The sequence below is a fragment of the Marinoscillum sp. 108 genome (genome assembly GCF_902506655.1).
GTDB classification, from domain to species: domain Bacteria; phylum Bacteroidota; class Bacteroidia; order Cytophagales; family Cyclobacteriaceae; genus Marinoscillum; species Marinoscillum luteum.
The window spans coordinates 428,177-452,327 of record NZ_LR734817.1 but is presented as its reverse complement, the minus strand read 5'-3'; the positions used below and the strand labels follow the sequence as shown (position 1 = coordinate 452,327).

Sequence of the window (24,151 nt, the reverse complement as noted above, 5' to 3'; positions counted from 1 at the left end):
TGATTGTCTACATTCGCTTATGCTGTTATTGTACAGAATGAGCGTGTGGCTCTATGCCCTGATCGTCAGGGTGATTGCCCCATTTCATCGTCGGGCGGGGCAATTTATCAGCCAGCGTAAGGGAATTTTTGAGCGTCTGGAGTCGGACTTCAGGAATCACGAGGGTAAGTTGATCTGGATCCACTGTGCCTCGCTGGGTGAATATGAGCAGGCCAAGCCTGTTCTGGGCCTGCTTCAGGAGAGAAGACCATCGGTGAAAGTGCTACTTACTTTTTTCTCACCTTCCGGTCTGTTGGGTTTCAAAGATCAAGAGTTGGTTGATTATCTGCATTACCTGCCATTAGATGCCCGCGGCAATGCTTCCAGGTTTTTGGAGACTGTGCGTCCGAGTTTGGCCATTTTTATCAAATATGAGTTGTGGTACTATTACCTGATGGCGCTGAATGCGAGAAATATTCCGCTTTTGTTGGTTTCGGGTATTTTTAGGCGCTCGCAGATTTTTTTCCATCCTATGGGAAAGTTTTACCTGACGGCACTGAGCACTGTCAATCATTTCTTTTTGCAGGATGATTACTCCGCTGCCTTGTTGCGGTCCAGGAGCATTCGGGCGTATACTGTGGCCGGTGATACCCGGTTTGATCGTGTCCTTGAGGTGGCCAATGCGGCCGGTGAGGTTCCGCTTGTCGAAGCATTCAAAGGAAATGAAAAACTCATTGTGATGGGGAGTGTCTGGCCATCTGATATGAAATATCTACTGCCCATTGTTGAAGCCAATCATGATCGTTTTAAATTTATCATTGCCCCTCATCAGGTAGGAGATCTCCGTATTTATGAGAAAATTCATGCGTCCGCAAAGTACTCTGAGTTGAATGAAGGCAGTGCTTCCGCTCTGCGAGTGCTGATTATCGACAATTACGGGATGTTGTCAAAGCTTTACCGCTATGCGGACTATGCTATAGTGGGTGGAGCATTCAGAGGTGCGCTGCACAATGTACTGGAACCTGCTGTTTATGGTATTCCCGTGTTTTTTGGAGCGGATGCTTCCAATGAAAAATTCATAGAGGCCATTGAGCTGGTGAAACATGGCGGAGGGTTTACTTATGAAAATTCTGCCGACCTACAATCAAAATTGGATGAAATGACCAATGATGCCGATCTTTATCAGGAAGTTTGCAGGCTGTCACGTACGTATGTCTCGGCCCGCACCGGAGCCTCTGGGCAGGTGATGAAGAAAATAGAAGAACTGATATGAAAGGATTGGTGATTAAATCCACCGGATCGTGGTATCGAGTGAGAATGACCAATGGAGAAGAGGTTAACGCTCGTTTGAGAGGAAAATTTAAGCTGGACAACAAGAAAATCACAAACCCGATTGCGGTAGGAGATGAGGTAGTGATGGAATCGCAGCAGGATGAGTGGGTGATCAACGAAATAGAGGAGCGTAAAAACTATATCATTCGCAAATCACCTAAGAAAAAGCATTTTGACCACCTGATTGCTGCCAATGTGGACCAGGCACTGATGATTGCTACCTTGAAGGAGCCTCGCACTTCATTGGGGTTTATAGATCGTTTTCTGGTGACTTTGGAGGCCTATAGAATTCCAGGTGTGATTGTCTTCAATAAGGTGGATTTGCTGGATGCAGAAGGACTGGAAGAAGCTGATTATCTCAGTTTTATTTATGAGAAAAAGGTGGGCTACCCTTGTATCAAGACTTCCTTTATTGGCGGCAAGGTACCTGAGGAGCTTTCCACATTGCTTCGGGGAAAGCGAACCTTGTTGTCGGGGCACTCCGGGTCAGGGAAATCTACACTCATCAATCTGCTCCTGCCAGAGATCAGTCAGAAGACCTCTGAGATTTCTTCGTTTAGCGAGAAGGGTACCCATACCACCACTTTTGCGGAGATGTTCTTTTTAGACGGTGAGACAGCCATCATTGATACACCCGGTATCAAGGAGCTGGGTCTTTCAGAGATAGAAGGAGGAGAACTGGGTCACTACTTTCCTGAAATCAGGGAAGTCATGAATGATTGCCGGTTTCATAATTGCCAGCACGTGAATGAACCAGGATGCGCGGTGAAGAAGGCACTCGAGGAAGGCGGTATCACTCAGGAGCGCTACTATAGCTACCTCTCCATGCTGGAGAGCGATGACAACCGGCGCTGAGTTTGCCCAATGAGTTTGCCGTATTTCAGGATCAACTCAAAATTGAATGTTTTCACGCATTGTTTGATTTCATATCGGCACCTACGGATGAGGGCCTTGTCTTCAGAAACACTCTGATTGAGGTTAAATATTTTCTCGCACACCTGGTAGGTAGAGGCGAGATGCCTGCTACGGAAGCCAAATTGGCGGGTGGAGAGTGAGTTTTTTACTACTCTTTTTTTGACCAGTGGGGCAGGGTTGAATAGGTATTCGTAGGTTCTGCCAGACCTGATCCAGAAGTCAAAGTCCTCATAGCTCAGGTTTTCGTCATACCCTCCCAGGTCGTCAAAGACCTTTCGTCTGGTCATCATGGATGGTGGACATATAAAATATTTACGGATGAGGTTTTCGTAAACATTTCCAGACGGGATTTTCGCTCGCATGCCTCCGTCCTGATTTCTGGGATAATGAGTATTGAGCACGTTGCCAGACTCATCGGTGATGAAGGCATCAGAGAAATGTACACCTGCCTGTGCCGGTCCGTTGGTAAAGTCATTAATGCCCAGCTCCACCCTGGTGGGCAGGAGCAGATCATCTGCTGCCAGATCGATGAGGTATTCACCTTTGCTGGCCCGATAGCCCACATTGAAAGCGGCGCAGTTGCCAATGTTCTTTGGGAGGTCAATGAACTGAATGGAGGTGTCTTTGATGATTGCTGAAATTTCTTCTTTGCTACCATCCGTGCTGCCATCATCCACCACGATGATCTCCAGGTTCTGGTATGTTTGAGCCAGCGCAGACCGGATAGCCGGGCCCACAAAAGCTTTTTGATTATAACAGAGGCAGATTATTGAAACTAAAGGCAGAGAATCCATAAATTTCCGTTCTGATCACAAATATGAGAAGAATAAAACTAGCCAGAACACTTCAGCGCATTTCGGATTTTCTACCCAGAAAATATCCGGTCAAAAGTAGGGCAGGCCTGGCTGAGCAACCTTTTTTCGTCTTAGGGTCAGGGAGAAACGGGAGCACACTCCTCAATAGAATGCTGAACCAGCATAGTGAGCTTTTTTTACCATCTGAACAGTATTTTCTGGGAAACAGCATCATTAAGTACAAGCTTTATAATTTCCTGATATGGCGGGACCTCATGAAGGTAATTGCCGGAGAGTTGATGAAGGTGACTGGCAGTCACACCTGGGATTTCAGCGCAGAGGAGATCTTTGATACGCTCAATACGACAGATGACAAGAGTTTGCAAAGTGTTTTGGAGGTTATTTTCAGAACCTATGGGTTAAAGAATAAGCCGACATTTAGTCAGTGGGGAGATACCACACCCCTCAATACATACTATGTGCCGGAGTTGCTGAGTGTTTTTCCAAACGCGCGATACCTCTTTCTGCTAAGGGACGGCCGTGACGTGGTGGCTTCCTACAAGCGTGGAGGCGAAGCTTACCTGGGTAAGTTGGCTCAGCCACAGCAAGCTGCCATTCACTGGGTGCACGCCCTTGAGCAATATCAAATGCTGCGAAAAAAGAGCGCGGTTTTACTGATTAGATATGAAGATTTGGTCACCCAACCTGAAGTGGAATTGATGAAGGTTTGTGATCATCTGAAGGTGGATTATGAGGATAGAATGCTGACGTACCACCAGACAACCCCCACCGCACCCATGTATCAGGAACCGCAGCATGCTAAAATTTTGAAACCTGTGGACAAGTCTTCCATTGGAAACTGGCAGAAAGTCCTGAGTGAGGAGGATTTGAAGAGTTGTACTATCATGAACCCCTGGCTTGCTAAATTTGATTATCGATGAATGTCTTCGTGATACCTTCTTGGTACCCTTCAGAGCAATATCCCTCCACCGGGATCTTCTTCCGGGAGCAGTCACACCTCCTGGCGACACACCGTCCCAACTGGAACGTTGGGATCAGTCTTTGGGGATCTCATGAACCCAAGCTGTGGCTGAAAGCTTACGCGCCATTGGGCGGCTTCATCAAATACAATTCCAAGCCGCCTATTCGTAAATATGAGATTCAACTGGAATACAATTGCGTGGAGTTTTTCACCCCAGCTTTCACGTGGACCCGAAAGTTTCGCAATGGCAACATCCGCGGGATCATTGCGGCCAATCGACAAAACTTCGAGCGCTTTACTACACACTTCGGAAGGCCCGATGTAATCCACGCACATGTATCCTATCCTGCGGGAGCCATCGCCAGGGCTCTATCTGAGGCCTATCAGGTACCTTATGTGATCACCGAGCATATGAGTCCTTTTCCTATGGCTTCTTTCAAGAAGGACATTCAAAAAACCGTACTTCCGCCCTTGCGTGCAGCCGGTCAGGTACTTGCTGTGAGTCAGGCACTGATCAAGAGGCTCAGTGAATTCGGGGTAAGGGCTGATCGTATTTCCAACTTTCTGGACGATCGTTTTTTTACACCAGGAAGTGCTCAAACGGGGCGGTTTACGCTTGTGGCCGTTGGCCGATTGGAGGCACAGAAGAATTATGAGGCGCTGCTGGAATCCATCGCGCATGTGCAGAAGACTGGTGTGGATTTTGCACTGAAGGTCATTGGCACAGGCTCCAGGGAAAAACACCTGCGAAATCAATGTAGTCAGCTTCACCTTGACGGAAATGTGGAGTGGCTGGGAGAATGTAATCAGAATGAGGTACGCCAGGCCTTAAGGTCGGCCAATTTGATGGTGAATACAAGTAGGCACGAAAATCAGCCGGTGGCCATCCTGGAGGCGATGGCCTGCGGAGTACCCGTGCTTACTTTCGATTGGGATGGGGCGGATGAGCTGGTTTTTGGGGATGCTGGAGAGGTATTGCCATCTGACCCCATTCTGCTGGCTGAAAAAGTGAAGTCTTTGGCTCAGAAAAATCCATATGATCCTCAAAAGGTAAGAGCCACTTTCGAAGATCACTTTGGCACTGTTGCTCAGGTACAAAAGCTGGAACAGTATTACCAAAGGCTATTGGAGTGATTTGATGAAAGTGCTTCTGGTGGTTCTGATACCACCCATTCTTTCTTTGAAGGTGATCAGGCTCTTTTGAGGCGCGGTATTGACAGACGAAATGCCAAGGTCGATGAATTGAAACCCACGCTCCTGATAGTACTGGTACAGGTAAGCTATGAGGTGAACCATCGGGCTTTCTGTTTTATAGGCTGGGGCAGTGGCTGGTAGGAAATAATAGGTGATTCCTTCAATAGGAATCACCATAATAGCGGCAGCAAGCAGCGTCCCATTTCTTTCGGCAGTGAAAATCTGATAGCGATCCGGGAATGTCCGGAACAGTCGCTCTAAGATTTCAAAATCCATATTGATTTCCAGACCCTGATTTTTTCGGCATTGTGCGATGAAGTCGTAAACAGACCGCAACTCTGATACATTGACCAGCGATAGATCAAAAGTGGGAGTTTGCTTGAGTTTTCTCTGTTGCATAGTGTGGATTTTTTCCCACAACGGCCCATTGATGGGAATGTAATGAGCAATTTCACTGACCCGCTCAGAAAAACCGAGCTGCTCCAGCCAGCTTCTATCCGGAACCCCCGTATAATAGTGGGGCGGAAGTGTGATTTCCAATGAGGAAATACCGTTTTGAGTAAGTGACTTTTCTGATTTTTCGTAAAATTGTAAGAAATCTGATTTCCGGCCGTTAAAACATGTAAATCCACCAATGGGGCTTTTGGGAAGACAAATGGCCTTATTATCGATACACTCAACACAAAAAACTATATGGTCAGAATGAAATCGGTGATAACTTTGAAAGTGCTGTACCTTCGCGTAATCTTCATGACAATAAAGCATAAACCCCAAATCCTTATTCATAGACCATCTATTCTTACATTCATTGTGTCCCTAAAGTTAGTCAGGTGATCGTTTCCAGTTCTACCCGGCTTGCTTTAAATTACCCTTCATTTTGTACAATTAAATCTACTTTTAGCACAAATTGAAAACAGTAATCATCGCCACATTACTATTTATTTGTCAGGTATCTTATGCCCAGCTGTTCGATAATCCTGTCAATATGCAACTGGTACAGAAAGGCGTATACTTCATTTACAATGTAGAGGAGGACTCTGCCGATGTGTACATTGAAAAAGTAGAAGCCAGACTCCCTAAACATCCCACTGTGCCAATGATGCGTGCCCTCAAGGTGCTCTGGGCTAATATACCCCTTGTGACTGTAGATTCGGTATTTAAGGTATTTAGCGGGCATCTCAGGGAGACCATCCGGTTGGCGGCTTACCTGGATGGCGGCCGACAGACACACCCGGAGGCCATATTTTTTGAAATGGCGGCCCGGGGACTCCTGGCAGAATACTTCGCCGATGATGGGCACTACATGAAAGCCCTGAGTGAGGCAAGCAAGGCTTATGATCTTATCAAAAAAGGATTTGACCTCTCTGAGGAGATTCCCGAGTTTCTTCTTACCACCGGGGTATACAACTACTTTCGTGAAAAATATCCTGAAAAATACCCTGTGTACAGACCGCTGCTCTGGTTTTTCAGAAGTGGAGATGTGGAGTTGGGGATTCAGCAAATCAATGAAGCCACCCAAAAGGCAGTACTGACCAGGGTGGAGGCCTATGTCTACATGTCCTATATCTATCTCCGCTACGAATATCAGCCTCAGAAAGCCCAGTCGTATTTGTGGGAACTGACCAAAGCGTATCCCAATAACCTTTATATCAAGGCCAAACTTCTGGAATCACTTACTCCAAAGAATGATTTTGTGCAGGCTCCCGTGCCGGTGATTAAGGAGTTGTCCAACTCTGACCGGCCCTACTATCAGATGGCAGGCGCATCCTTCATGGGCATCTATCACGAGAAGGTGAAAGGGCAGCCAGATAAGGCTTTGAATGATTATCAAAAGGCCCTGAGGGTAGGCCAGGAAATACCCGGGCACGGGACTTATTATCGTACCCTGGCTTACCTGGGTTTGGGCAGGGTATATGCCAAGAAAGGAATGAAAGGGCAGGCTGAGTATAATCTAAGGAAGGTGTTGGAATCGGGTGAGTCTGAGGATCTTCTCAGCGAGGCGCGGGACTTGCTGGATCAGCTTTGAGCATTTTAACCTAATCTGACTTTCTTTGCGCCGTGATCAACGAGTTTCAGACCATTGTCCATCCCACTGAAGGTTTCTACAAGGAGAAGGGAAGTAAGTTTTTGTCATTTGCCTACCATGTGAAAACCGAAGATGATATCAAGGCACACCTTGAGGCTTTGCGCAAGCAGTACTACGATGCCCGTCACCATTGCTATGCGTATATCATCGGGCTTAAAGAGCAGGCCTATCGAGCCAATGATGATGGAGAACCCAACCATTCGGCCGGAGATCCCATTCTGGGACAGATCAGATCCAAAGAGCTAACCAACTGCCTGGTGGTGGTAGTACGGTATTTTGGTGGGACAAAATTGGGTGTGGGCGGGCTAATCAGTGCCTATAAGATAGCTGCCGAAGATGCCCTCAATAAGGTGGAGGTAGTGAAGATTTATAGCCAAACGCGCTTTTCTATCAGTTTTGGCTATGAGCAGACCTCAGAGGTGGAGCGTGCGCTGGCTGAGTTTGTTGTGGATTATGAGGATAAGGTGTACACAGCAGACTGCCAGTTTGTGGGGTTGCTCCGGGATGAGGATGTACCCGTGCTTGCTGAGAAGGTGAGCCTGCTAAAGGGAGTAGACTTTCAAGTATTACAGGGGGCTATATGACGCCCTTGTCCATCAGCATCCGGTAGATTTTGATACACACCCAGGCATCAGTGGCCGCGTAGGAGAGCTGACCCGGACTGAGCTCCTTGGTCTCCCAATTAGACGTTTGCTGGCTTTTAGAAATCCTCGCTTTTAGAAAAATGCCCGTTAGGCTCTTCATCCCGATCTGGGTAATTCCTAATTCTTTAGCTACTTCATTCAGGTCCAGAAATCCACCAGCCTTGAATGCCCTCATTGCTTTCAACTCTTTGATGTCATCACGGATACTAATCCCCACTTTCAGAATGCCCTGATCTTCAAGAATGTCTTTGAGTTGATCAGGAATGCCAATTTCGCTAATGCGAATGATGAATGCGTCGGTCATGGTGGAGAGCTGGATGATCGCAGTATGGTTATAGTCTCCTTTGGTGAAAGTGGGCTTGGTTTCTGTATCAAACCCCATGATTTCCTGAGTGCGGATGATTTTCAGGGCCTCATCAAGGGCTTCCATAGTTTCCACAGTGTGGATAGTTCCCTCAAATTTGATGAGGGGTAAGTGCTTGATGTCTTCTTTTGGTATCGAACTTGCAAACATTAGGTTTATTTAGCGGGATTTAGTTTTTTGATTTTATACCCCAGATATCCAACCAGAATGGACATAAAGGGGCTGATGATATTGAAAAAGCAAAAAGGCGCATAGACCAGCGTGGACACACCCAGCACACTTGAGTGGTAGGCTCCACAGGTGTTCCAGGGGATGAGTACCGAAGTTACCGTACCGGAGTCCTCCAGCGTTCTGCTGAGGTTTTCGGGGGCAAGTCCTTTCCTTTTGTAAATGTCTGCATACATACGGCCAGGTACTACGATGGCCAGGTATTGGTCAGATGCCGTGACATTAAAAAACACACAGGTACCTACTGTAGCTGTGATCAAAGCCCCTGTGGAGTTGACCAGACTGATCAGGGCTTTGGCAATTCTTTTGAGCATTCCGGAGCTTTCCATGACCCCACCGAAAATCATAGCCGAGAGGATCAGCCAGATGGTACCCAGCATGCCTGCCATACCGCCAGAGCTCAGGAGTTCGTTGACCATATCGTTGCTGGTGGCGATGGATATATCGCCATAAAGGGACTTCATCGTGCCTATGAACATCCCTGATGCTGTAAAGCCTTCACCTACTTCTGCCACCAGTTGTGGCTGAAAGAAGAGTGCGAAAACGGAACCCAGCAAGGTGCCAATAAGCAAAGCCGGAATGGCTGGCATTTTCCGTACGATAAGTACCACCACTACTACGGGGACTATGAACAACCAGCCAGAAATGTAGAATTTATCGTCTATGGCATTAAGTATGGCCTGTGTATCCACCACTGAGGTACTCGTTTCATTGGTGAAGCCCAGCACCAGAAAAATCGTGAGGGCGATACTGATAGAAGGAACAGTGGTAATGGCCATGTACCTGATGTGTGTGAAAAGGTCAGTGCCCGCCATGGCCGGGGCCAGGTTGGTCGTGTCGGAGAGGGGAGACATCTTGTCTCCAAAATAGGCGCCAGAGAGGATAGCCCCAGCCACCATTCCCTCAGAGATTCCAAGGGCCTTACCTATCCCAATGAGGGCGATGCCCACGGTGGCTGCGGTGGTCCAGGAGCTTCCTGTGGCCACAGAGACTATGGAACACACAATGCACGCAGCAACAAGAAATATGGTGGGATTAAGAATCTGCAAACCATAGTAGATCATGGCAGGCACGATGCCACTAAGCAGCCAGGTACCAGCCAGGGAGCCAATGAGCAGAAGAATAAGCAGAGAGGTCATGGCTGAGCTAATACTTCTGACGATTCCATCCTGAATTTCATCCCACCGATAACCCAATCTGATGGCCACGATGGCAGCAACGCCCGCTGATAGGATGAGGACGATCTGATTGGATCCATCCAGTGCAGCATCACCAAAGATGCCCACATTAAAAGAAAGAAGAATAATTAGAAAAAGTACAGGTATAAAGGACTCTAAAAGTGTAGGGTCTCGCTTAATCGCCATCAGTTGTTTTTTTGCCAAAACGAAAAGATAATACAATTTTCAAAAACCATCCCTAACTATCCGCTCTGCCAGTTCTTCACCCAGAAGGCTGCCAAGGGCCACACCCATGCCGCCAAGTCTTACCCCCAGGTATATTCCGGGTTGTACCTTTTGCAGAATAGGCTCTTTGGTTTGGCCAAAGGCCATTATTCCGGACCATTTGAGGTCCACAGTGTAGGCGTTGCCCGGTAGGATGATTTCTTTCAAAATTTGATGCAACTTTTGCTCGATTTTTTCATTGAATCCAAACTCCGTGGTAGTCTCCTCTTCAAACGCCAGATTCCTACCGCCTCCGAAAATGATTTTATCTTCAAAATCGCGGAAGTAGTAGTACCCCTCGTCGTAGTGAAAAGTCCCGGAAATAGTGGAAGGACGCTGCGGAGAAATGACCATGACCATGCCGCGTCCAGGGGTGAGATCCAGTGGTGTTTGGATCAGCTCTTTAGTGAATGCGTTGGTACACACGGCTACAGCACCCGCCCTGAATGCATAGTTCTTGGTTTGCACAGTCACTTGTTCACCCTGGGAGTATAGTGCAGTCACTTCTGTGCCGGTAATGATCTGGATGCCTGATTGCGCACAGTACTGCCAGAGTGATCGGATGAGCTTGCCGGTATGGAGTTGACCTTCGTATTGATTAAAAATAAGGTGCTTTGTCCCTGCAAAACCAAAAGTACCGATGGCTTCATCTGTCTGAGAGAAAACAGGCTGGTCAAAAACCGGGCGGAGTAGTTCATTCAGCGACTCCATATCGTCCAGGTAGTGGCTATTGACTTCTGTCAGGAGCTCGTAACCCCCCTTTTGCAAAAAACCGATTTGGTCCCTGCCAAGGCGCTGGATGGTTTTCTGCAGGCCATCCCAACGCCGTTTCACCAGCCTGGTCATGCCTTCATCACCCAGTGCCTTCCGGTCCTGAACCAGTTCGGAGATGCTACCGAAGCACGCAAAGCCTGCATTTTTGGTACTGGCACCCGTAGGTAGCGACCCCCGCTCAATGACCAGTATGTTCAGGTTTGGGGATTTTTCCTTGAGGGAAGCTGCGGTGGAGAGACCTGTGATACCTGCCCCAATTACGATGACATCATAGGACAATAAAGATTGCTGCTCCCAAAAACTTACCATGCGTTATCATTGTTATCTTCTACAAAACCCCAAAAGTAATGAGGAAAATAGATCAGCTACTGACAGAGTATGGTGAAAGTCATCAAAATCAGACCAATAAGCTTATTCATTGGATTTGTGTTCCGTTGATATTTTTGAGTATTGTGGGACTGCTGTGGTCGGTCCCATCTGACAACCTAAGGTTTGTGCTGGGTACCGGCCCTTTTAACAACTGGGCCACTATTGCGCTCTTCGTCACGGTATTATACTACATGAGGATTTCCTTCCCGCTGTCCATCGGGATGGCTGCTTTCTCGGTGTTTTGCCTCTGGTCTGTCAGACTGATCGAAATGAATGTGGCTTTGCCCTTGTGGCAGGTAAGCCTGATCATTTTTGCCTTGGCCTGGATAGGACAGTTTTACGGTCACAAAGTGGAAGGCAAGAAGCCATCTTTCTTCAAAGACCTTCAGTTTTTACTGGTGGGGCCTGCCTGGCTGATGCATTTCATCTATAAAAAATTGGGCCTTAGGTATTAAAAACGGCTTTTATACCTTTTCGTACCCCTTTTCTATCCGCTTCACTGTATTCTCCCATGTAAGCTTAAGGGCTTCCTTCAGGCAGTTCTCTGTGATCTCCTGTCTGTACTGGTCTTCAGTCATCAGCCGAACGATCAGCTTATTGTAGCTGTAGTGATCCCATCTGTCTACCTGAGGCATACTGGGGATGAACTCACCCACCCCAGATCCTGTGGCAGCAGCTACAGGGATTTTCTTCATGATCGCCTCCAGCGCCACCAGCCCAAAAGGCTCGGATGCAGAGGGCATCACCAGGAGATCCATTTCATTCAACTTTTGCAGTAGACGAGTTCTTTCCAGAAAGCCGGTGAAAGTGACCCGGTCAGAGAAATTGGATGATTGCACCTTTTCTTCCAATTCGGCACGCAGATAGCCATCTCCCATAATGAAGTAGTGGAAATCGTAGCCCAGGGATGTCAGCTCTCTGGCAATGTCCAGAAAAGTAATCGGGCTCTTCTGGGGAGTGAGCCTGCCCACAAATGCGATATTCATGGGTGTTCTTTTGACGGGATGTTCCGGGGCACTCAGCGTGAGGGCATTGGGAGCCACTGTGATTTTCCTGGCGGCAATACCGTATTGAGCGATGATGGTGTTTTTTAATTTTTCGCTTACGCAAAAGATGTGATCACAGGCCTGAAAACCCAGCTGTTCTTCTTCCAGAATAAAGGGCTGCGCATAAGATCCGTTCCGGTCATATTCGGTACTGTGTACATGCAGACACAGCTTCTTTTTGAGTAGCGATTTGATCATTCGCCCGGCACGAAAGGTGATCCAGTCGTGGGCGTGAATCATCTTTGGCTTCTCTTTGATGGCCACTTGTACAGACAGCATAGCATATTTAATGAGCTCATCATTGAGCTGACCTTCGTACTCCCCTGTGAGGCGAATGCGCTCCAGTAGCTCGGATTCTTCTGTTGGTTCCAGCACCACTTTCTTGACTTTGGTCTCTTTCACCTGCTGGAAGGCCTGAGCGGGTAGGTAAGGGAGTACCCTTTCTCCCATTTCCACATCTTTGATGATTTGCTCGTAGGTTTTTTTCTCTTTCCAATAGTCCAGGTCGGGTGTGAGCGCTGAAGCATCTACCAGCTTCACGAGTTTACTTACCTGGTTTTTGGTTTTTTTGGGTAGGAGAAAGGTGACTTTATGACCTGCTTTGGCCATCGCCTCTGAAAGTCCCTGACTGGCCACCCCCAGCCCTCCTGATATCTTGGGAGGAAATTCCCAGCCCAACATGAGTATTGTCATAGTTGATTTCTTTTGAAGCAATAATTTAGGAATAAAATCAGGTATCCGTTGACCAATGCGGAGCTATTTGCAGGTAGAATGATAAAACTTTTTGATTGGAGGTAAAGTCACGAAAATATAGGGGAGACTCACTGGTACTTTACCCTGAGGATATCGGCTTTGATGTTGTGCGTATTGAAGAAGTCGATCCAGAAGAGCTGCTGAGCAGACAGGTGATCGTTGGGTGATTTGATTTCATAAAAGTGATAATCTTCCTGTGTCCAGATGAAGAGGTCCGGGAATCCGGAGCTGTTGTCTTTTACGTTTTTGGCCATTTCCATGAGGATATTGAAAAGGCTCTCCAGTGGCAGGTGATGAACACAGGCCGTCACCGTGGGGAGGAGGCTCTCGTGCCAACCCACCAGTGAGTTATTGATGTGTTGTTTTTGTCTGTGAACCTCCGCTAAGTAGGCTTGTAATTTTTTCTTGGTTCTGAAGGCGTTCACTTTTTCCTGCAAAAGCGGAGCCCGGTTCTCATAGAAGGTGTCGCTGTGCAGGTCACTCGGCATACGCTGCAGCGGATGGTGAAAGGAGGCGTGCTCAGCGGCGAAAAGTTCATCCCAGAAAAACAAACCAAACAGCCCACGCCAGAGGTAGTTTTCCGTATGTATACCCTCATAGCCCTGTTTAGCAAAATAGGCCAGGGCATGAGCTTCCACGCGTGGTCCCTCAGGATTTTCAATGATGATTTCCGGGCTCAGGTTGGCTTTGGCCGTAGTACTGCGGTAGTTTCGTTTGCTTTTTTTGGACAGATAGTCCTGGGCAAAAATCTTCTCTGAGGCATTGTATGGACTGTCAAAAGCCACTTCGGCAATTTCGCGAGCGGCATCCAGGTCATCCATCTTTTCCAGAATCCGGATTCTCCGCTCACGCGCCGGATGCTTGCGTGCCAGACTGTAGTAGTCCAGTGCCTCGGTGAGGAGGCCGCATTTCTCAAAATATTCTCCGAGGTGGAGCATGAATTTGTCCCCGATTTTTCTGGCTTTTGGGTGTTGCAGAAAATTGCTCCAGTTGACCGGGGCGATGAGCTCCAAAATCTCCTCCGGCAGCAGTATGTGCATGGCTTTTTTGACGAGCCGGTTCCATCCATGGAGTTCGAATACCGCTCTGGCCTCCGCCTGGGTCTCAAACCAAGGGGTGAACTCATGGTCATCCAGATTTTCCAGCTTGATATTGCCAATGTCCCTGATGACAAACTCCGTCATCATCCCATGGGTATGGCCAAAGAAGAGCATTTTCAGGTACTCCACCTGCTCTTGTGCCAGGAAGTGGAGTATGGTATAAGCTGATCTGAGGGTTTGAAAATCTTCGGGATGGTTTTCTTCTGCTAACTCTTCCAGCACCTCTTCTTTTCGACGCTTGTTAAAACCCCTGTCCGGATAGAGTTGGTGGAGCTCCGCTTTGGTGAATAGCCCAAAGAGCAAAAAGTCATCAGGAGGATCGAGAGAAGCAAGACCAGATGCTACCAGCTCCTCAGCGGCTTGCGGAATGCTTCCAATTTCCTCATAAGCCAACTTGTCCAGTCGAAAGTAGGCACCCTTGCGATTCATCATGCGCACCATCAGACATTGCGCATCTTCGGAGAGGGCTTCGAATAGCTGAATGAAAATGACGTCATCTGCACTTAGCAGGTGCGATGAGCCCTTTTGGATAAACGCCAGCAGGTCCCTGAAGTAGTCCAGATAGTATTTTGGGGGAAGTATGATTTTTTCAGATTCAGGCATTCCTTCACGAGCGGGTTTCCGGGGCAAATGAAAACATTTTTTAGGTTTATCAGATTCGCTGGTTGTATTTTGCTACTTTCATTTCGATCAACTCATTTAATAACCTCAACACATTGTCCAGGGTTTCTATTATTGTCACGGTTTATAACAGGGTGGCCTTTCTCAGAGCTGCGCTGACCTCCGCCCTTGCACAGTCACTGCCTCCCTGTGAAGTGCTGGTGATAGATGATGGATCCGATACAGAGCAAGCTGCCGAGATCGCAGCAATTGTGGCTGAATTTGATCAGGTGAAGCTCACAAGGTTGGAAAGAAATGGGGGAGTGTCTGCTGCCAGGAACTATGGAGTAGATCTGGCTACTGGTGATTACCTGCTGTTTTTGGATGACGATGATTTGCTGGAAGAGCACTTTTTGAAAGTCGCTGTTTCATACCTTGAGCAACACTCCACGGTGGATGTCTTTATTTCCAGAACTACACTGTTTGCCGAACGTTCATCTGCCCGATTCGAAAGGTTGAGACGCTACTACACTTATATTCAGCAAAGAGATCATTTCAAGTCTGCGAATCACCCTGCATATTTTTTGATCTATTGCCCTGCCATACATTCGATGGTTTTCCGAAAGGGCACTTTTCAGCAGCACAGATTTCCTGAAGACCTCACCTATGGGGAGGACAGGTATTTGCTCATGCATATGCGGAACGAAGGAGTGACTTTCCATTCAACGGATGTGGTGGGTGGCAGGTATCGCATACATGAACAGGAGCCCCCGCTGGTTGTTCGTCAGCTGACTTTTATCCAAAAGCTGGAGCGATCTGGTTGGCTCAGAGGTCCTTTTGAAAAGGCTTATCTGCATTTACTCGAGGCTTATTTTTTGCTGAAGGCGGGCCAATGGTTTAAAGCACTGGGGGCCGGTTTATATGTTTTGCGAAGCCCGAGGGTGATGGGCGAGGCTGTGATCGCATTGGTCCGATCAAGGTTTTAGGGTGTATCAGAAAAGGACAGTATTGACCGTATTCGGTCACTCTTTGCAATAGGGAATCTTCTCCTATGGCTCTGTAGGGCATTTTTTTGCTTACGGCACAAAAATTGGCACGATGTGCTCATATCACAAAACAATAACCTATGAAATACTTAGCTATCCTGGTTGGTGTCATGTTTGGGCTCCTCGGAAACCTCCATGCGCAGACCGTGACCATCGACGATGTAAATCCTGAAAATCTTGAGATCAAAGCATTTAACCTATCTAAGAATGCAACTGTGAAAATTAGTGGTTCTGGTGGCGTATTCAGAGATGATTATAGGTTGCTCTTGTACTATGGCTGGATTTTGGACGCTGACACCCGCGAGGTGGTTTGGCATTTGTTTGACGAGATGAAGGACCATGAGTTTCGCAAGAGTGATGGGGTGTATGACTTCTCAGTGGAGTTGCCATTGAAGCCGGGTAACTACGAGCTCTATTTTACGGGAGCGTATGATACTCGTGGGTGGGGCAACAACTTCACCATGAGCGACTGGACCATCGATAGTTTTGATGCCCTGGTGGATGAAATTTTTGACTCCAGAGATAAGGAGAAGTTCAGAAGAAGCCTGCAGGACGATTTGATGATCTCTGTAAGTGGTTCCGGGGTATCATCAGTGAGTGTGGATGCACTCTTTGATGCGAAGGTGAAAAAAGCTCCGGTTTATTTTTTGAAAGCTGAAAACAAAGAGCGCTTTGAGCAAGGTTTTACACTCACAGCTTCTACAGATATTCGTATTTATGCTTTAGGCGAGGGCCGCAAGGACGAGATCTTTGACTATGTATGGATCTACAACGCAGCCTCCAGAGAGCGGGTCTTCGAGATGAATTATAAAAACACAGACTTTGCAGGTGGAGCAGATAAAAACCTCAGGGTAGATGAGCAGATCACCTTGCCAGCAGGGAGCTATATCGTGAGCTACCGCACGGATGATTCTCACTCTTTTGAGAAATGGAATGCTCTGCCGCCAGACGATCCTCAGTTTTGGGGAGTGGCGCTTTTTCCGGCCACAGAAGCTGATCGTAAAAACTTTGCCACGTTTAAGGCTCCTAAATCTATGCAACCCGTAGCGGAGTTGGTGAAGGTGCGCAATCATGCCCTGGTCTCTAAAGGCTTTTCCCTTAGCAAAGACATGGATGTGCGGGTGCTTTGCCTGGGTGAGAGTTCCAGCTATGATGACATGGCTGACTATGGGTGGATTGTGGATGCCAATACCCGAAAGACCGTATGGAAAATGCGTGGATATAAAACGGAGCATGCCGGAGGCGCCAGCAAAAACCGAAGGTTTGAGGATGTGCTGACGCTTGATAAGGGTGACTACATCGCCTATTACACCACGGACGGATCTCATGCATACAACTCATGGAATGCAGCCAGCCCGCATGAAGAAGATCGGTGGGGAATGACCCTCTGGGCCACTAATGATAACGAAGTAGGGCTGGTAACGACTTTTGAGGTAGAGGACTTTGTGACCAAGAACCTGATTGCTGAGCTCTTAATGCCCAGTGATAATGCCTATCTGAAAAAGATTTTTGTCCTGGATAAAGATACCAAGGTAACCATAATGGCCATAGGCGAAGGCTCCGACAACCGGATGTACGACTACGGCTGGATCAAAAACATGAACACCGGCGAGGTGGTTTGGGAAATGGACTACTACGACACGGATCACGCAGGGGGTGCCCGCAAGAACCGAATGGTCGTGGAGAATCTCAGGCTTCCAAAAGGTGAATACCGCTTGAATTATGAGACCGATGGGTCGCATTCTTTTAACGACTGGAATGCGGATCCCCCGAACGACCCTCAGAGCTACGGTATCAGAGTATTAATAGCTGAGTAGTAGAATAACAAAAGCTGTTTTGTGTGAAGGGCACGGAGTGATCCGTGTCCTTTTTTAGTTTTCAGGCCGGAGATACTTAGGCAATCTCTTCTATCACTGATTCGCCCTTTTCTCCGCCATCATTCCACTGCCAGGCTTCATGAAGCTGGATGCGGCCATCTTCCAGTATTTCAGGCCAGGAGATACACTTCCCACTGCGAATATCACCCTCAGTATTCACATGCTGATAGGCAAACTCCAGCGAGCCGTCCGTTTTCACCAGGCCCGTGATGGTGCCCAGTTTGATGCTGCTGCCCTGATAGACTGCCCATAGTACGTCACCTTCCTGTGAGTAATGAAAGATGGTTTGTGGGTCTACTTCGCCGTGTTCACTATTGGTTACGGCCTTAAAACGTTTCTTGTGATAATTAATCTTCAATGATTCTCAATTTTGCAAAACTCAATAATAATGTCTTCTCTCCCGCGGTATCAAATTCCACTTTTGCTTTTTTATTGGCCCCCTCAGCATCTATGACGGTCACTTTGCCAAAGCCAAATTTGGCGTGCTCCACTCGCATCCCTTCGTGCAGGCCACTCGTGTCGCTGGGCTGAAAATCCGGACTGGGCTTGTGTTTAGGAGCCGAGGCAAACTTTCGGTTGTTCTGGTCCTTTTTCAGGTTATTCACAAAGTTTTTGGTGACATAGCTCTCCGCGCTGGACAGTGCAGCCCTGCTTCCAAATTTCTTGTTGACTTTGATGAACCGGGGGTCTATTTCCTCCAGAAATCTACTTGGCTCACAATTTTTCAGCCTCCCAAAGCGATATCTGTTGAGGGCGTAACTCAGGGTGAGCTTCTTTTTGGCTCTGGTGATGGCCACATAAAACAATCGGCGTTCCTCCTCCAGGTCGGCGCGGCTGCTCAGCATCATCTGTGAGGGGAAGAGGTCTTCTTCCATACCCACGATATACACGTGATTAAACTCCAGCCCTTTGGCCATGTGAATGGTCATGAGGGTGACAGCTTCTTCATTAGAGTCACTTCGGTCCTCGTCTGTGAGCAGGGTGACCTCCTGCAGGAAAGCACTCAGACTTTTGTCTTCGCGCTCTTTGTCGTCCGTAAATTCCTTGATGGCGTTGAGCAATTCCTGTACGTTTTCGTATCGGCTCATCCCCTCTATGGTCTTGTCCGCATAGAGTTCCTTTAGTAAACCTGAGTTTTTGGCTACCAGAGCCGCTGTGTCGTAGGCGTCTTTTTTCTCCGCAGTGAGTCTGAAACTCTTGATCAATGTGACGTACTCATCTACCTGATTGCCACCGCGTCCGCCCAGATAGCTCTTGGCATTTTCCATGACATTCCAGAGGGGCTGGTTTTCCTCTGAGGCCACTACCACCAGCTTTTCGATGGTGCCTGGCCCTATCCCTCTTTTGGGTAGGTTGATGCTTCGCCGCACGGCCTGCTCGTCATTGGGGTTCACGATAAACCGCAGGTAGGCGATCAGGTCCTTGATTTCTTTTCTTTGGTAAAATGACAGCCCGCCGACTACCCTGTACTTGAGGTTGTTTCTGCGGAGGGCTTCCTCCATGGCCCTGGACTGGCTGTTGGTTCGGTACAAAATGGCAAACTCGGCGTTGCTCGACTGGGTTTGCATTTTGGTTTCAAAAATGGCTGACGCGATGAGCTTACCCTCTTCATTGTCGGACGTGGCTTTGATCAGTTCGATCAGGTCACCTTCGTCGTTGTCCGTCCACACATTCTTTTGCAGCTGGGCAGTGTTTTTATTGATGACCGAATTTGCTGCATTGACAATGGTCTTCGTGGAGCGGTAGTTTTGCTCCAGCTTAATGACTTTAAGGTCCGGGTAGTCCCGCTCAAAGTTGAGGATGTTTTGTATGTCTGCTCCACGAAAAGCATAGATACTTTGGGCGTCATCTCCCACCACCGCAATATTTTGACGCACTGCGGCCAGTCTTTTGGCGATGAGGTACTGAGAGATGTTGGTATCCTGAAACTCGTCGATGAGCAGGTATTTGAATCGCTGCTGGTATTTGTTCAGTACATCCGGATGCTCCTGAAAAAGCACATTGGTATTGAAGAGCAAATCATCAAAATCCATGGCGTCTGCGCTGAAGCAGCGCATCACGTAGGTCTGATAGAGTTTCCCCATTTCAGGGCGCATATTGTCCGCGTCATCCTGTGCATAGATGGGGTTGTTGAGGTAATCCTGCCACGAAACCAGTCGGTTTTTGGCTGCTGAGATCCTGTTGAGCACTACATTGGCCTTGTAGAGCTTGTCGTCCAGTTTCATCTGTTTTACGATCTGCCGAATGAGTGTCTTGGAGTCGTCAGTGTCGTAGATGGTAAAGTTGCTGGGAAAACCAAGTCTGGAAGCTTCAGACCGAAGAATACGGGCAAACACCGAGTGAAAAGTGCCCATGTAGAGGTTTCTCGCTTCATTGCCCACGATTTTTTCAATACGCTCGCGCATTTCCTTAGCGGCCTTGTTGGTAAAGGTAAGCGCCATGATGCTAAAGGGCTCTACATGGTGATGCTGGATAAGGTGCGCGATCCGATAGGTGAGTACACGCGTTTTGCCCGATCCTGCGCCTGCTATCAGCATGGTGGGTCCTTCTGTGTTTACTACGCCTTCTCGTTGGGGGGGATTGAGCTCGTTGAGATAGTCTGCCTGCACTTCACTTGCCATTCGGCAAATCTAATTTAAACCCTCAAACTTCGGGGTTGGAAAGTGAAAAATGACGCATCCTTTTTTGGTGATTAACTGTATGAAGGATCAGAGGAGAAACCTGAAAAAGTAGTTGAGAACTACGATGGCCAGAAACCCAATCACCAGCCCGATCTCGATCATCAGAATGATATTTTTCCAGTTATTTTTGCCCTTCCTCACAAGGTTTTCGGTAGTAGAATCCAAATTTTTCAAAATGTATGGGGCACCCACATGGAGTGATCGGCTAAAATAATAAAACATTATTCAAATATTACGGCAACATTACTCAAAGAGTGGCTGGAAAAATGGATCAAACAATATTTATGGGGGTATCACTATATAACTATATTTTGCAACACTGAATTAATCCACTTTGAATTCAGAAAAGTAGGGGCGTAAAGGCGGGCAGGGCATCCAAGCCTTGCCCGGCCGGGACAAGTGTGAATCATTTTGACTCCAAAAGTTCTAAAAAAGACCTAGTTCGTTAAGTCAAAATGATTTTTTGCGTGCGACCGACCAGGTTGGTGCCTTTATGTGGATCAACGAATTGTTTTCTTTGCCTACGCGGCCCGGGGCAAGCAAAGAAAATGAAGGGTAAGTAGCCAATCAATTAGATTGAGGTGTATAAGGTTTCAGATCACTACCTCACCATCCACCTTTATTGCAATCTCCCCACGGGAATTCTGCTTGATCTGGGAAAATGAAGAAAAGTCAGTTGGCACCAAAACCTTAATTTCGCTAGATGGACACTGAGCAGGAGATTTACTTTCATGTCGGGTTGGGTAAGGTAGCCTCCACTTACCTACAGCAGGCGGTTTTCCCCCGACTGCAGGGTGTGCATTATATTTCCACCCACAGTTACCGTAAGTCCAAGGCGATCATACCCAGGCTAAGTGCAGAGAAGGTTCTGGTTTCCCGGGAGTTTGATCGTCAGCTGGAAGAGGAGGTGCGCTGGTTCACCAGTACCTATCCGCAGGCGCGGGTGATTATCCTTCTGCGGCGGCATGCCGACTGGATCGCTTCACAGTACAAGCGACATGTGAAGAACGGGTGGTTTGGAAGTTTTGAAGCGTTTTTGGATTTGGAAAATGATGCCGGGTACTGGAAACAAAAAGACCTGTGCTATGCCCCAATGCTGCGGGTGATCTCAGAATGCTGCATAGATCCGCCCTTGGTGTTGTTTTACGACGATTTAAAAACGAATCCGGAGGCATTTCTGAACTCATTGGCAGGCTTTATGGGCGTACCTGCGCCCCAGGTGACGGACAAGATCATTCATCCTTCTTTCAGTGAAAAGCAGCTCAAAGTACTGCGCACGTTTTGCAGAAAAGTGGTACGCCGTGTTCCGGTCAATTATCAGCATAAGTGGAAACACTGGCTCCTGTACCGGCCCGTTTGGGCATTTTATCATCTGGTGCTGTATGGTGCTGCCCTTCTTCCCGACAGATGGGTAGGTGAGGAGCCATTGATTGATCCTGCTCTATTGGAAGAAGTGAACAGGAAATTCGAAGTGGACTGGAAGGCAGTAAGGGAATGGTGATCCGTCTGATTTTGTTTTTATACCAGGGTCAGTTATGTTTGAAAAAACGAATAATAGAGCAATTCAGGAGTAAACTGCAATTAGATATGAAGGTGTTTTTATTATTGCTCTCAATTGTTTTGCTCACATCCTGCCACAGGTTGGAGAACTACGTACAGACCTTCGAAATCCGTAATATCACTGATCATCATGTCTCTTTGGAGTATTTCAAGTACGGAAGATCTAAGGAAACCGTGGAGATCGGGTATGGTGGCGAAAGTGTTCTTTTTGAAATCGGTACTTTCGAAGGTAAGCCTTTGGGCATAAATGAGGGTATCCGAACTGATTCAATGCGGATTATCTTCGATAGTGCTATGGTAACTTACCATGTATTCAACCCCGGAAGGGGATATTGGAGTCCTCACTCGGGAAACATTCTCGATGACCTGTCCTATGCGGAAGACCCGGAACACTACTTTACCTATCTCATCAGGGAGCAGGAGTACGAGCGGGCGGTTCCATTGGAGGATTGAATAGGTAAGGTATTTCAGGAAAGGCCAGGCCTATGGCTTCACAATACCGGTGATGAAAGAGTTCAATTTTTTCACATAGAATAGCTATATTTCTCCATCAACTAACCTTAGAAATTATGGATATTTCATCATTGAACTGGCTGGCGGTGATCGCATCAGCAGTTATGACTTTTGTAGTGGGCGGCATCTGGTATGGCCCACTTTTCGGGCAGACCTGGATGGACGAGATGGGCTTCACCGAAGAAGAGCTCAAAGAAGCCAATATGGTTAAAATCTACGGGATAGCCTTTGTGCTCGAGTTGATTATGGCGATAAACCTGGCGATGTTCATCGGAGAAGCCAGCGTGAGCGAAGGGGCTTTGTACGGCTTTCTGACAGGCTTTGGTTGGGTGGCTCTGGCCATGGGGGTGAATGCGCTGTTTTCCAGAAGCTCCTTCAAGCTGTGGTTTATCAACTCCTTCTATTTCGTGATCACCTTCACATTGATGGGTGTGATCCTGACTGCCTGGAGGTAGGGAATGGGGCCTTGAACTCCATTGGTTCAAGGCCTTGTCTTTTATTCCTTCACCCTCACAAAGACCGGCCCTTGTTGATAGGTAGAGTCTGAGGTTAGCCTGCTGATGTTGCCGGTCTCGTATTCCATCAGGTAGATGTCAAAATCCCTGTCACCTTCATATTCCCGTGGGTATCCATCAAAGGTGATCCATTGCCCGTCAGGAGACCAGGCATGCCATGCTGCATACAGTGTGTCCGGGGTGATTCTTTTGGGCTCTTTGCCGGTAGGGTCTGTCATGAAGAGGCTGCTGTAGCCGTCCTGCACAGAATTGTAAGTAATGATGTTGCGAGTTGGCTCCCAGAAGGGCGGTCCGGCATGATATTGATACCACTCGGATAGGGTGTCATTCTTAGGGTACTCAGTGATTTTTTTCAGGCCGCTTCCATTTGCCCCGATGATATAGAGTTCATCCAGATAACCACTTTCCTTCTTGAATTTTTTTGTAGCCCCACGAAAGACCACTTCACTGCCATCCGGCGAAAAGAAGGGGTCGTTGTAATAGGCCAGGTTAGTGTATAGTTTGAATACCAGTTTTCCATTCAGGTCAATGATGTGAAAAGCACTGTCTCCAGGTACTCTGGGATCCACGATCAGTTCTGAACCATTTTTTCTGGAGCTGAGCCAGCTATCGTTGAGCCTTTGGTCAGATACTTTGCGCACATTCTGTCCGAAAGCATCCATTTCATAAAGAAAATACATCCTGTGGGTGGTATCCCGGTCAGAGATGAAATAGACTTTGTCATCATAGGCGTAATACACCCAGTCCACGCCTTCCCAGTTGGAAATATTCTGACGGTCTGTGCCATCGGGTTTCATGCTGAATACTTCGTAATCATCGTTCTCCCGATCGTGCCATACATTGTAGACAATGCGATAGGTCTCCTTAGAAGTCGTTTTTTCGGTGGACTGACAGGCCGTCAGGCCCAGTAAACCAAGTATGATTAGGTTTCTCATCTCCATATGCCCAGGATAAATCCGATTAAAGTAAAATAGACAGTAATATACCCTCCGTTGATTAAAATATATCGCCATGATTTGAACTCATACATGGCAATGATGGCAAAAATGATGGCTGCCCAGCCAAAACCAGCTAAAAATCCGGCGGTGGTCCCCCATACCCAGTCTGTTTTCGCATCACCCAGGAAGAAGGCCAGATTGTAGCAGATGATTAGCGAAAGAAGTGTGGAGATTCCATGCAATTTGACGGGATTGACGGTCTTCAGTTGATCGTCTGTCAGTTGGTTTTCTGATTTCCAGGCTTTGTAAAACAAGGCCGGTGAATACCAGAGGGCTCCTACAACTAAATTGGCTAGGGCGGCGACTATCACAGCCCAGTGATTGATTATCATGTCTTCCATTTCGTTTTTTGATTTCAA

Annotated in this window: 24 protein-coding genes; 12 read left to right on the top strand and 12 right to left on the bottom strand. The window is 47.5% G+C overall.

What is annotated here, in order from left to right:
• The first annotated feature begins 19 nt into the window (after window positions 1-19).
• Complete coding sequence (locus GV030_RS19385) at window positions 20-1,252, top strand: 3-deoxy-D-manno-octulosonic acid transferase (protein ID WP_159585008.1); 1,233 nt, start codon at window positions 20-22, stop codon at window positions 1,250-1,252.
• Window positions 1,249-2,166, top strand: coding sequence for a ribosome small subunit-dependent GTPase A (gene rsgA, locus GV030_RS19380; RefSeq protein ID WP_159585007.1), 918 nt, complete (start codon window positions 1,249-1,251; stop codon window positions 2,164-2,166). The genes GV030_RS19385 and rsgA overlap by 4 nt, the downstream gene beginning before the upstream one ends.
• Here rsgA and GV030_RS19375 read toward each other — a convergent pair.
• Window positions 2,127-3,020, bottom strand: a complete 894-nt coding sequence (locus tag GV030_RS19375) for a glycosyltransferase (RefSeq protein ID WP_255465587.1) — start codon at window positions 3,018-3,020, stop codon at window positions 2,127-2,129. The two genes, rsgA and GV030_RS19375, sit on opposite strands and share 40 nt — an antisense overlap.
• 23 nt (window positions 3,021-3,043) lie before the next feature.
• On the opposite strand from GV030_RS19375, the gene GV030_RS19370 reads away from it, so the two are divergent.
• The gene (locus GV030_RS19370) at window positions 3,044-3,961 is read left to right on the top strand and encodes a sulfotransferase (RefSeq protein ID WP_159585005.1); all 918 of its coding nucleotides are present in this window, start codon (window positions 3,044-3,046) and stop codon (window positions 3,959-3,961) included.
• Entirely contained in the window at window positions 3,958-5,136 is a 1,179-nt protein-coding gene (locus GV030_RS19365; RefSeq protein ID WP_159585004.1) for a glycosyltransferase, read from the top strand. Before GV030_RS19370 ends, GV030_RS19365 begins: the two co-directional genes overlap by 4 nt.
• Here the strand turns inward: GV030_RS19365 and GV030_RS19360 are convergent.
• Complete coding sequence (locus GV030_RS19360) at window positions 5,125-5,736, bottom strand: GNAT family N-acetyltransferase (protein WP_159585003.1); 612 nt, start codon at window positions 5,734-5,736, stop codon at window positions 5,125-5,127. The genes GV030_RS19365 and GV030_RS19360 overlap by 12 nt on opposite strands.
• A 367-nt stretch (window positions 5,737-6,103) precedes the next feature.
• On the opposite strand from GV030_RS19360, the gene GV030_RS19355 reads away from it, so the two are divergent.
• A complete protein-coding gene (locus tag GV030_RS19355; protein ID WP_159585002.1) occupies window positions 6,104-7,222 on the top strand; it encodes a lipopolysaccharide assembly protein LapB in 1,119 nt (372 codons plus the stop codon).
• A gap of 32 nt (window positions 7,223-7,254) precedes the next feature.
• The gene (locus GV030_RS19350) at window positions 7,255-7,866 is read left to right on the top strand and encodes a YigZ family protein (RefSeq protein ID WP_159585001.1); all 612 of its coding nucleotides are present in this window, start codon (window positions 7,255-7,257) and stop codon (window positions 7,864-7,866) included.
• On the opposite strand, the gene GV030_RS19345 is transcribed toward GV030_RS19350, so the two are convergent.
• The 3 genes from GV030_RS19345 to GV030_RS19335 are packed head-to-tail and all read right to left on the bottom strand — an operon-like array spanning window position 7,859 to window position 11,043.
• Window positions 7,859-8,440, bottom strand: coding sequence for a 3'-5' exonuclease (locus GV030_RS19345; protein ID WP_159585000.1), 582 nt, complete (start codon window positions 8,438-8,440; stop codon window positions 7,859-7,861). The two genes, GV030_RS19350 and GV030_RS19345, sit on opposite strands and share 8 nt — an antisense overlap.
• A 5-nt stretch (window positions 8,441-8,445) precedes the next feature.
• Window positions 8,446-9,882 carry a Na+/H+ antiporter NhaC gene (gene nhaC, locus GV030_RS19340; protein ID WP_185155837.1) on the bottom strand — a complete coding sequence of 479 codons (1,437 nt, stop codon included), beginning with the start codon at window positions 9,880-9,882 and terminating at the stop codon, window positions 8,446-8,448.
• A 39-nt stretch (window positions 9,883-9,921) separates the two neighbouring features.
• Window positions 9,922-11,043, bottom strand: coding sequence for an FAD-binding oxidoreductase (locus GV030_RS19335; RefSeq protein ID WP_159584999.1), 1,122 nt, complete (start codon window positions 11,041-11,043; stop codon window positions 9,922-9,924).
• Window positions 11,044-11,081: 38 nt separating this feature from the next.
• On the opposite strand from GV030_RS19335, the gene GV030_RS19330 reads away from it, so the two are divergent.
• Window positions 11,082-11,558: a DUF962 domain-containing protein gene (locus GV030_RS19330; RefSeq protein WP_159584998.1), complete on the top strand. Its 477-nt coding sequence runs from the start codon at window positions 11,082-11,084 to the stop codon at window positions 11,556-11,558.
• 9 nt (window positions 11,559-11,567) lie between these two features.
• On the opposite strand, the gene GV030_RS19325 is transcribed toward GV030_RS19330, so the two are convergent.
• Both GV030_RS19325 and GV030_RS19320 read right to left on the bottom strand, forming a co-directional pair.
• Window positions 11,568-12,842 (bottom strand): glycosyltransferase family 4 protein, encoded by a 1,275-nt coding sequence (locus GV030_RS19325; RefSeq protein WP_159584997.1) that lies wholly within the window; start codon window positions 12,840-12,842, stop codon window positions 11,568-11,570.
• Window positions 12,843-12,970: 128 nt separating this feature from the next.
• On the bottom strand, window positions 12,971-14,605 hold the full coding sequence (locus GV030_RS19320; protein ID WP_159584996.1) for a VRR-NUC domain-containing protein: 1,635 nt from the start codon (window positions 14,603-14,605) through the stop codon (window positions 12,971-12,973).
• A gap of 62 nt (window positions 14,606-14,667) precedes the next feature.
• Here GV030_RS19320 and GV030_RS19315 point away from each other — a divergent pair, with 62 nt between their 5' ends.
• Entirely contained in the window at window positions 14,668-15,588 is a 921-nt protein-coding gene (locus GV030_RS19315; RefSeq protein ID WP_159584995.1) for a glycosyltransferase family 2 protein, read from the top strand.
• 140 nt (window positions 15,589-15,728) lie between these two features.
• The gene (locus GV030_RS19310; RefSeq protein ID WP_159584994.1) at window positions 15,729-17,465 is read left to right on the top strand and encodes a hypothetical protein; all 1,737 of its coding nucleotides are present in this window, start codon (window positions 15,729-15,731) and stop codon (window positions 17,463-17,465) included.
• A gap of 76 nt (window positions 17,466-17,541) precedes the next feature.
• Here GV030_RS19310 and GV030_RS19305 read toward each other — a convergent pair whose 3' ends face one another.
• From GV030_RS19305 to GV030_RS19295, 3 genes are all read right to left on the bottom strand, one after another.
• Window positions 17,542-17,883: a n-acetylglutamate synthase gene (locus GV030_RS19305; protein WP_255465586.1), complete on the bottom strand. Its 342-nt coding sequence runs from the start codon at window positions 17,881-17,883 to the stop codon at window positions 17,542-17,544.
• Complete coding sequence (locus GV030_RS19300) at window positions 17,873-20,146, bottom strand: ATP-dependent helicase (RefSeq protein WP_159584993.1); 2,274 nt, start codon at window positions 20,144-20,146, stop codon at window positions 17,873-17,875. The genes GV030_RS19305 and GV030_RS19300 overlap by 11 nt, the downstream gene beginning before the upstream one ends.
• Window positions 20,147-20,233: 87 nt before the next feature.
• Window positions 20,234-20,428: a hypothetical protein gene (locus tag GV030_RS19295; protein WP_159584992.1), complete on the bottom strand. Its 195-nt coding sequence runs from the start codon at window positions 20,426-20,428 to the stop codon at window positions 20,234-20,236.
• A gap of 481 nt (window positions 20,429-20,909) precedes the next feature.
• Here GV030_RS19295 and GV030_RS19290 point away from each other — a divergent pair, with 481 nt between their 5' ends.
• The 3 genes from GV030_RS19290 (at window position 20,910) to GV030_RS19280 (ending at window position 22,734) form a co-directional block, all read left to right on the top strand.
• Window positions 20,910-21,707 (top strand): hypothetical protein, encoded by a 798-nt coding sequence (locus GV030_RS19290; RefSeq protein WP_159584991.1) that lies wholly within the window; start codon window positions 20,910-20,912, stop codon window positions 21,705-21,707.
• Between the two features lie 86 nt (window positions 21,708-21,793).
• On the top strand, window positions 21,794-22,219 hold the full coding sequence (locus GV030_RS19285; RefSeq protein WP_159584990.1) for a hypothetical protein: 426 nt from the start codon (window positions 21,794-21,796) through the stop codon (window positions 22,217-22,219).
• A gap of 116 nt (window positions 22,220-22,335) precedes the next feature.
• Entirely contained in the window at window positions 22,336-22,734 is a 399-nt protein-coding gene (locus tag GV030_RS19280; RefSeq protein ID WP_159584989.1) for a DUF1761 domain-containing protein, read from the top strand.
• 41 nt (window positions 22,735-22,775) lie between these two features.
• Here GV030_RS19280 and GV030_RS19275 read toward each other — a convergent pair whose 3' ends face one another.
• Both GV030_RS19275 and GV030_RS19270 read right to left on the bottom strand, forming a co-directional pair.
• On the bottom strand, window positions 22,776-23,729 hold the full coding sequence (locus GV030_RS19275) for a PD40 domain-containing protein (protein ID WP_159584988.1): 954 nt from the start codon (window positions 23,727-23,729) through the stop codon (window positions 22,776-22,778).
• A complete protein-coding gene (locus GV030_RS19270; protein ID WP_159584987.1) occupies window positions 23,726-24,133 on the bottom strand; it encodes a DUF1761 domain-containing protein in 408 nt (135 codons plus the stop codon). Before GV030_RS19270 ends, GV030_RS19275 begins: the two co-directional genes overlap by 4 nt.
• Window positions 24,134-24,151 lie beyond the last annotated feature (18 nt).

What these genes read in the sequence shown, in the direction of transcription:
- GV030_RS19330 (WP_159584998.1), top strand. Translation starts at nt 11,082, where the DNA reads ATGAGGAAAATAGATCAGCTACTGACAGAGTATGGTGAAAGTCATCAA.
- GV030_RS19270 (WP_159584987.1), bottom strand. Translation starts at nt 24,133, where the DNA reads ATGGAAGACATGATAATCAATCACTGGGCTGTGATAGTCGCCGCCCTA.
- GV030_RS19275 (WP_159584988.1), bottom strand. Translation starts at nt 23,729, where the DNA reads ATGAGAAACCTAATCATACTTGGTTTACTGGGCCTGACGGCCTGTCAG.
- GV030_RS19335 (WP_159584999.1), bottom strand. Translation starts at nt 11,043, where the DNA reads ATGGTAAGTTTTTGGGAGCAGCAATCTTTATTGTCCTATGATGTCATC.
- rsgA (WP_159585007.1), top strand. Translation starts at nt 1,249, where the DNA reads ATGAAAGGATTGGTGATTAAATCCACCGGATCGTGGTATCGAGTGAGA.
- GV030_RS19320 (WP_159584996.1), bottom strand. Translation starts at nt 14,605, where the DNA reads ATGCCTGAATCTGAAAAAATCATACTTCCCCCAAAATACTATCTGGAC.
- GV030_RS19385 (WP_159585008.1), top strand. Translation starts at nt 20, where the DNA reads ATGCTGTTATTGTACAGAATGAGCGTGTGGCTCTATGCCCTGATCGTC.
- GV030_RS19365 (WP_159585004.1), top strand. Translation starts at nt 3,958, where the DNA reads ATGAATGTCTTCGTGATACCTTCTTGGTACCCTTCAGAGCAATATCCC.
- GV030_RS19370 (WP_159585005.1), top strand. Translation starts at nt 3,044, where the DNA reads ATGAGAAGAATAAAACTAGCCAGAACACTTCAGCGCATTTCGGATTTT.
- GV030_RS19310 (WP_159584994.1), top strand. Translation starts at nt 15,729, where the DNA reads ATGAAATACTTAGCTATCCTGGTTGGTGTCATGTTTGGGCTCCTCGGA.
- GV030_RS19280 (WP_159584989.1), top strand. Translation starts at nt 22,336, where the DNA reads ATGGATATTTCATCATTGAACTGGCTGGCGGTGATCGCATCAGCAGTT.
- GV030_RS19295 (WP_159584992.1), bottom strand. Translation starts at nt 20,428, where the DNA reads ATGTTTTATTATTTTAGCCGATCACTCCATGTGGGTGCCCCATACATT.
- GV030_RS19375 (WP_255465587.1), bottom strand. Translation starts at nt 3,020, where the DNA reads ATGGATTCTCTGCCTTTAGTTTCAATAATCTGCCTCTGTTATAATCAA.
- GV030_RS19290 (WP_159584991.1), top strand. Translation starts at nt 20,910, where the DNA reads ATGGACACTGAGCAGGAGATTTACTTTCATGTCGGGTTGGGTAAGGTA.
- GV030_RS19345 (WP_159585000.1), bottom strand. Translation starts at nt 8,440, where the DNA reads ATGTTTGCAAGTTCGATACCAAAAGAAGACATCAAGCACTTACCCCTC.
- GV030_RS19325 (WP_159584997.1), bottom strand. Translation starts at nt 12,842, where the DNA reads ATGACAATACTCATGTTGGGCTGGGAATTTCCTCCCAAGATATCAGGA.
- GV030_RS19285 (WP_159584990.1), top strand. Translation starts at nt 21,794, where the DNA reads ATGAAGGTGTTTTTATTATTGCTCTCAATTGTTTTGCTCACATCCTGC.
- GV030_RS19300 (WP_159584993.1), bottom strand. Translation starts at nt 20,146, where the DNA reads ATGGCAAGTGAAGTGCAGGCAGACTATCTCAACGAGCTCAATCCCCCC.
- nhaC (WP_185155837.1), bottom strand. Translation starts at nt 9,882, where the DNA reads ATGGCGATTAAGCGAGACCCTACACTTTTAGAGTCCTTTATACCTGTA.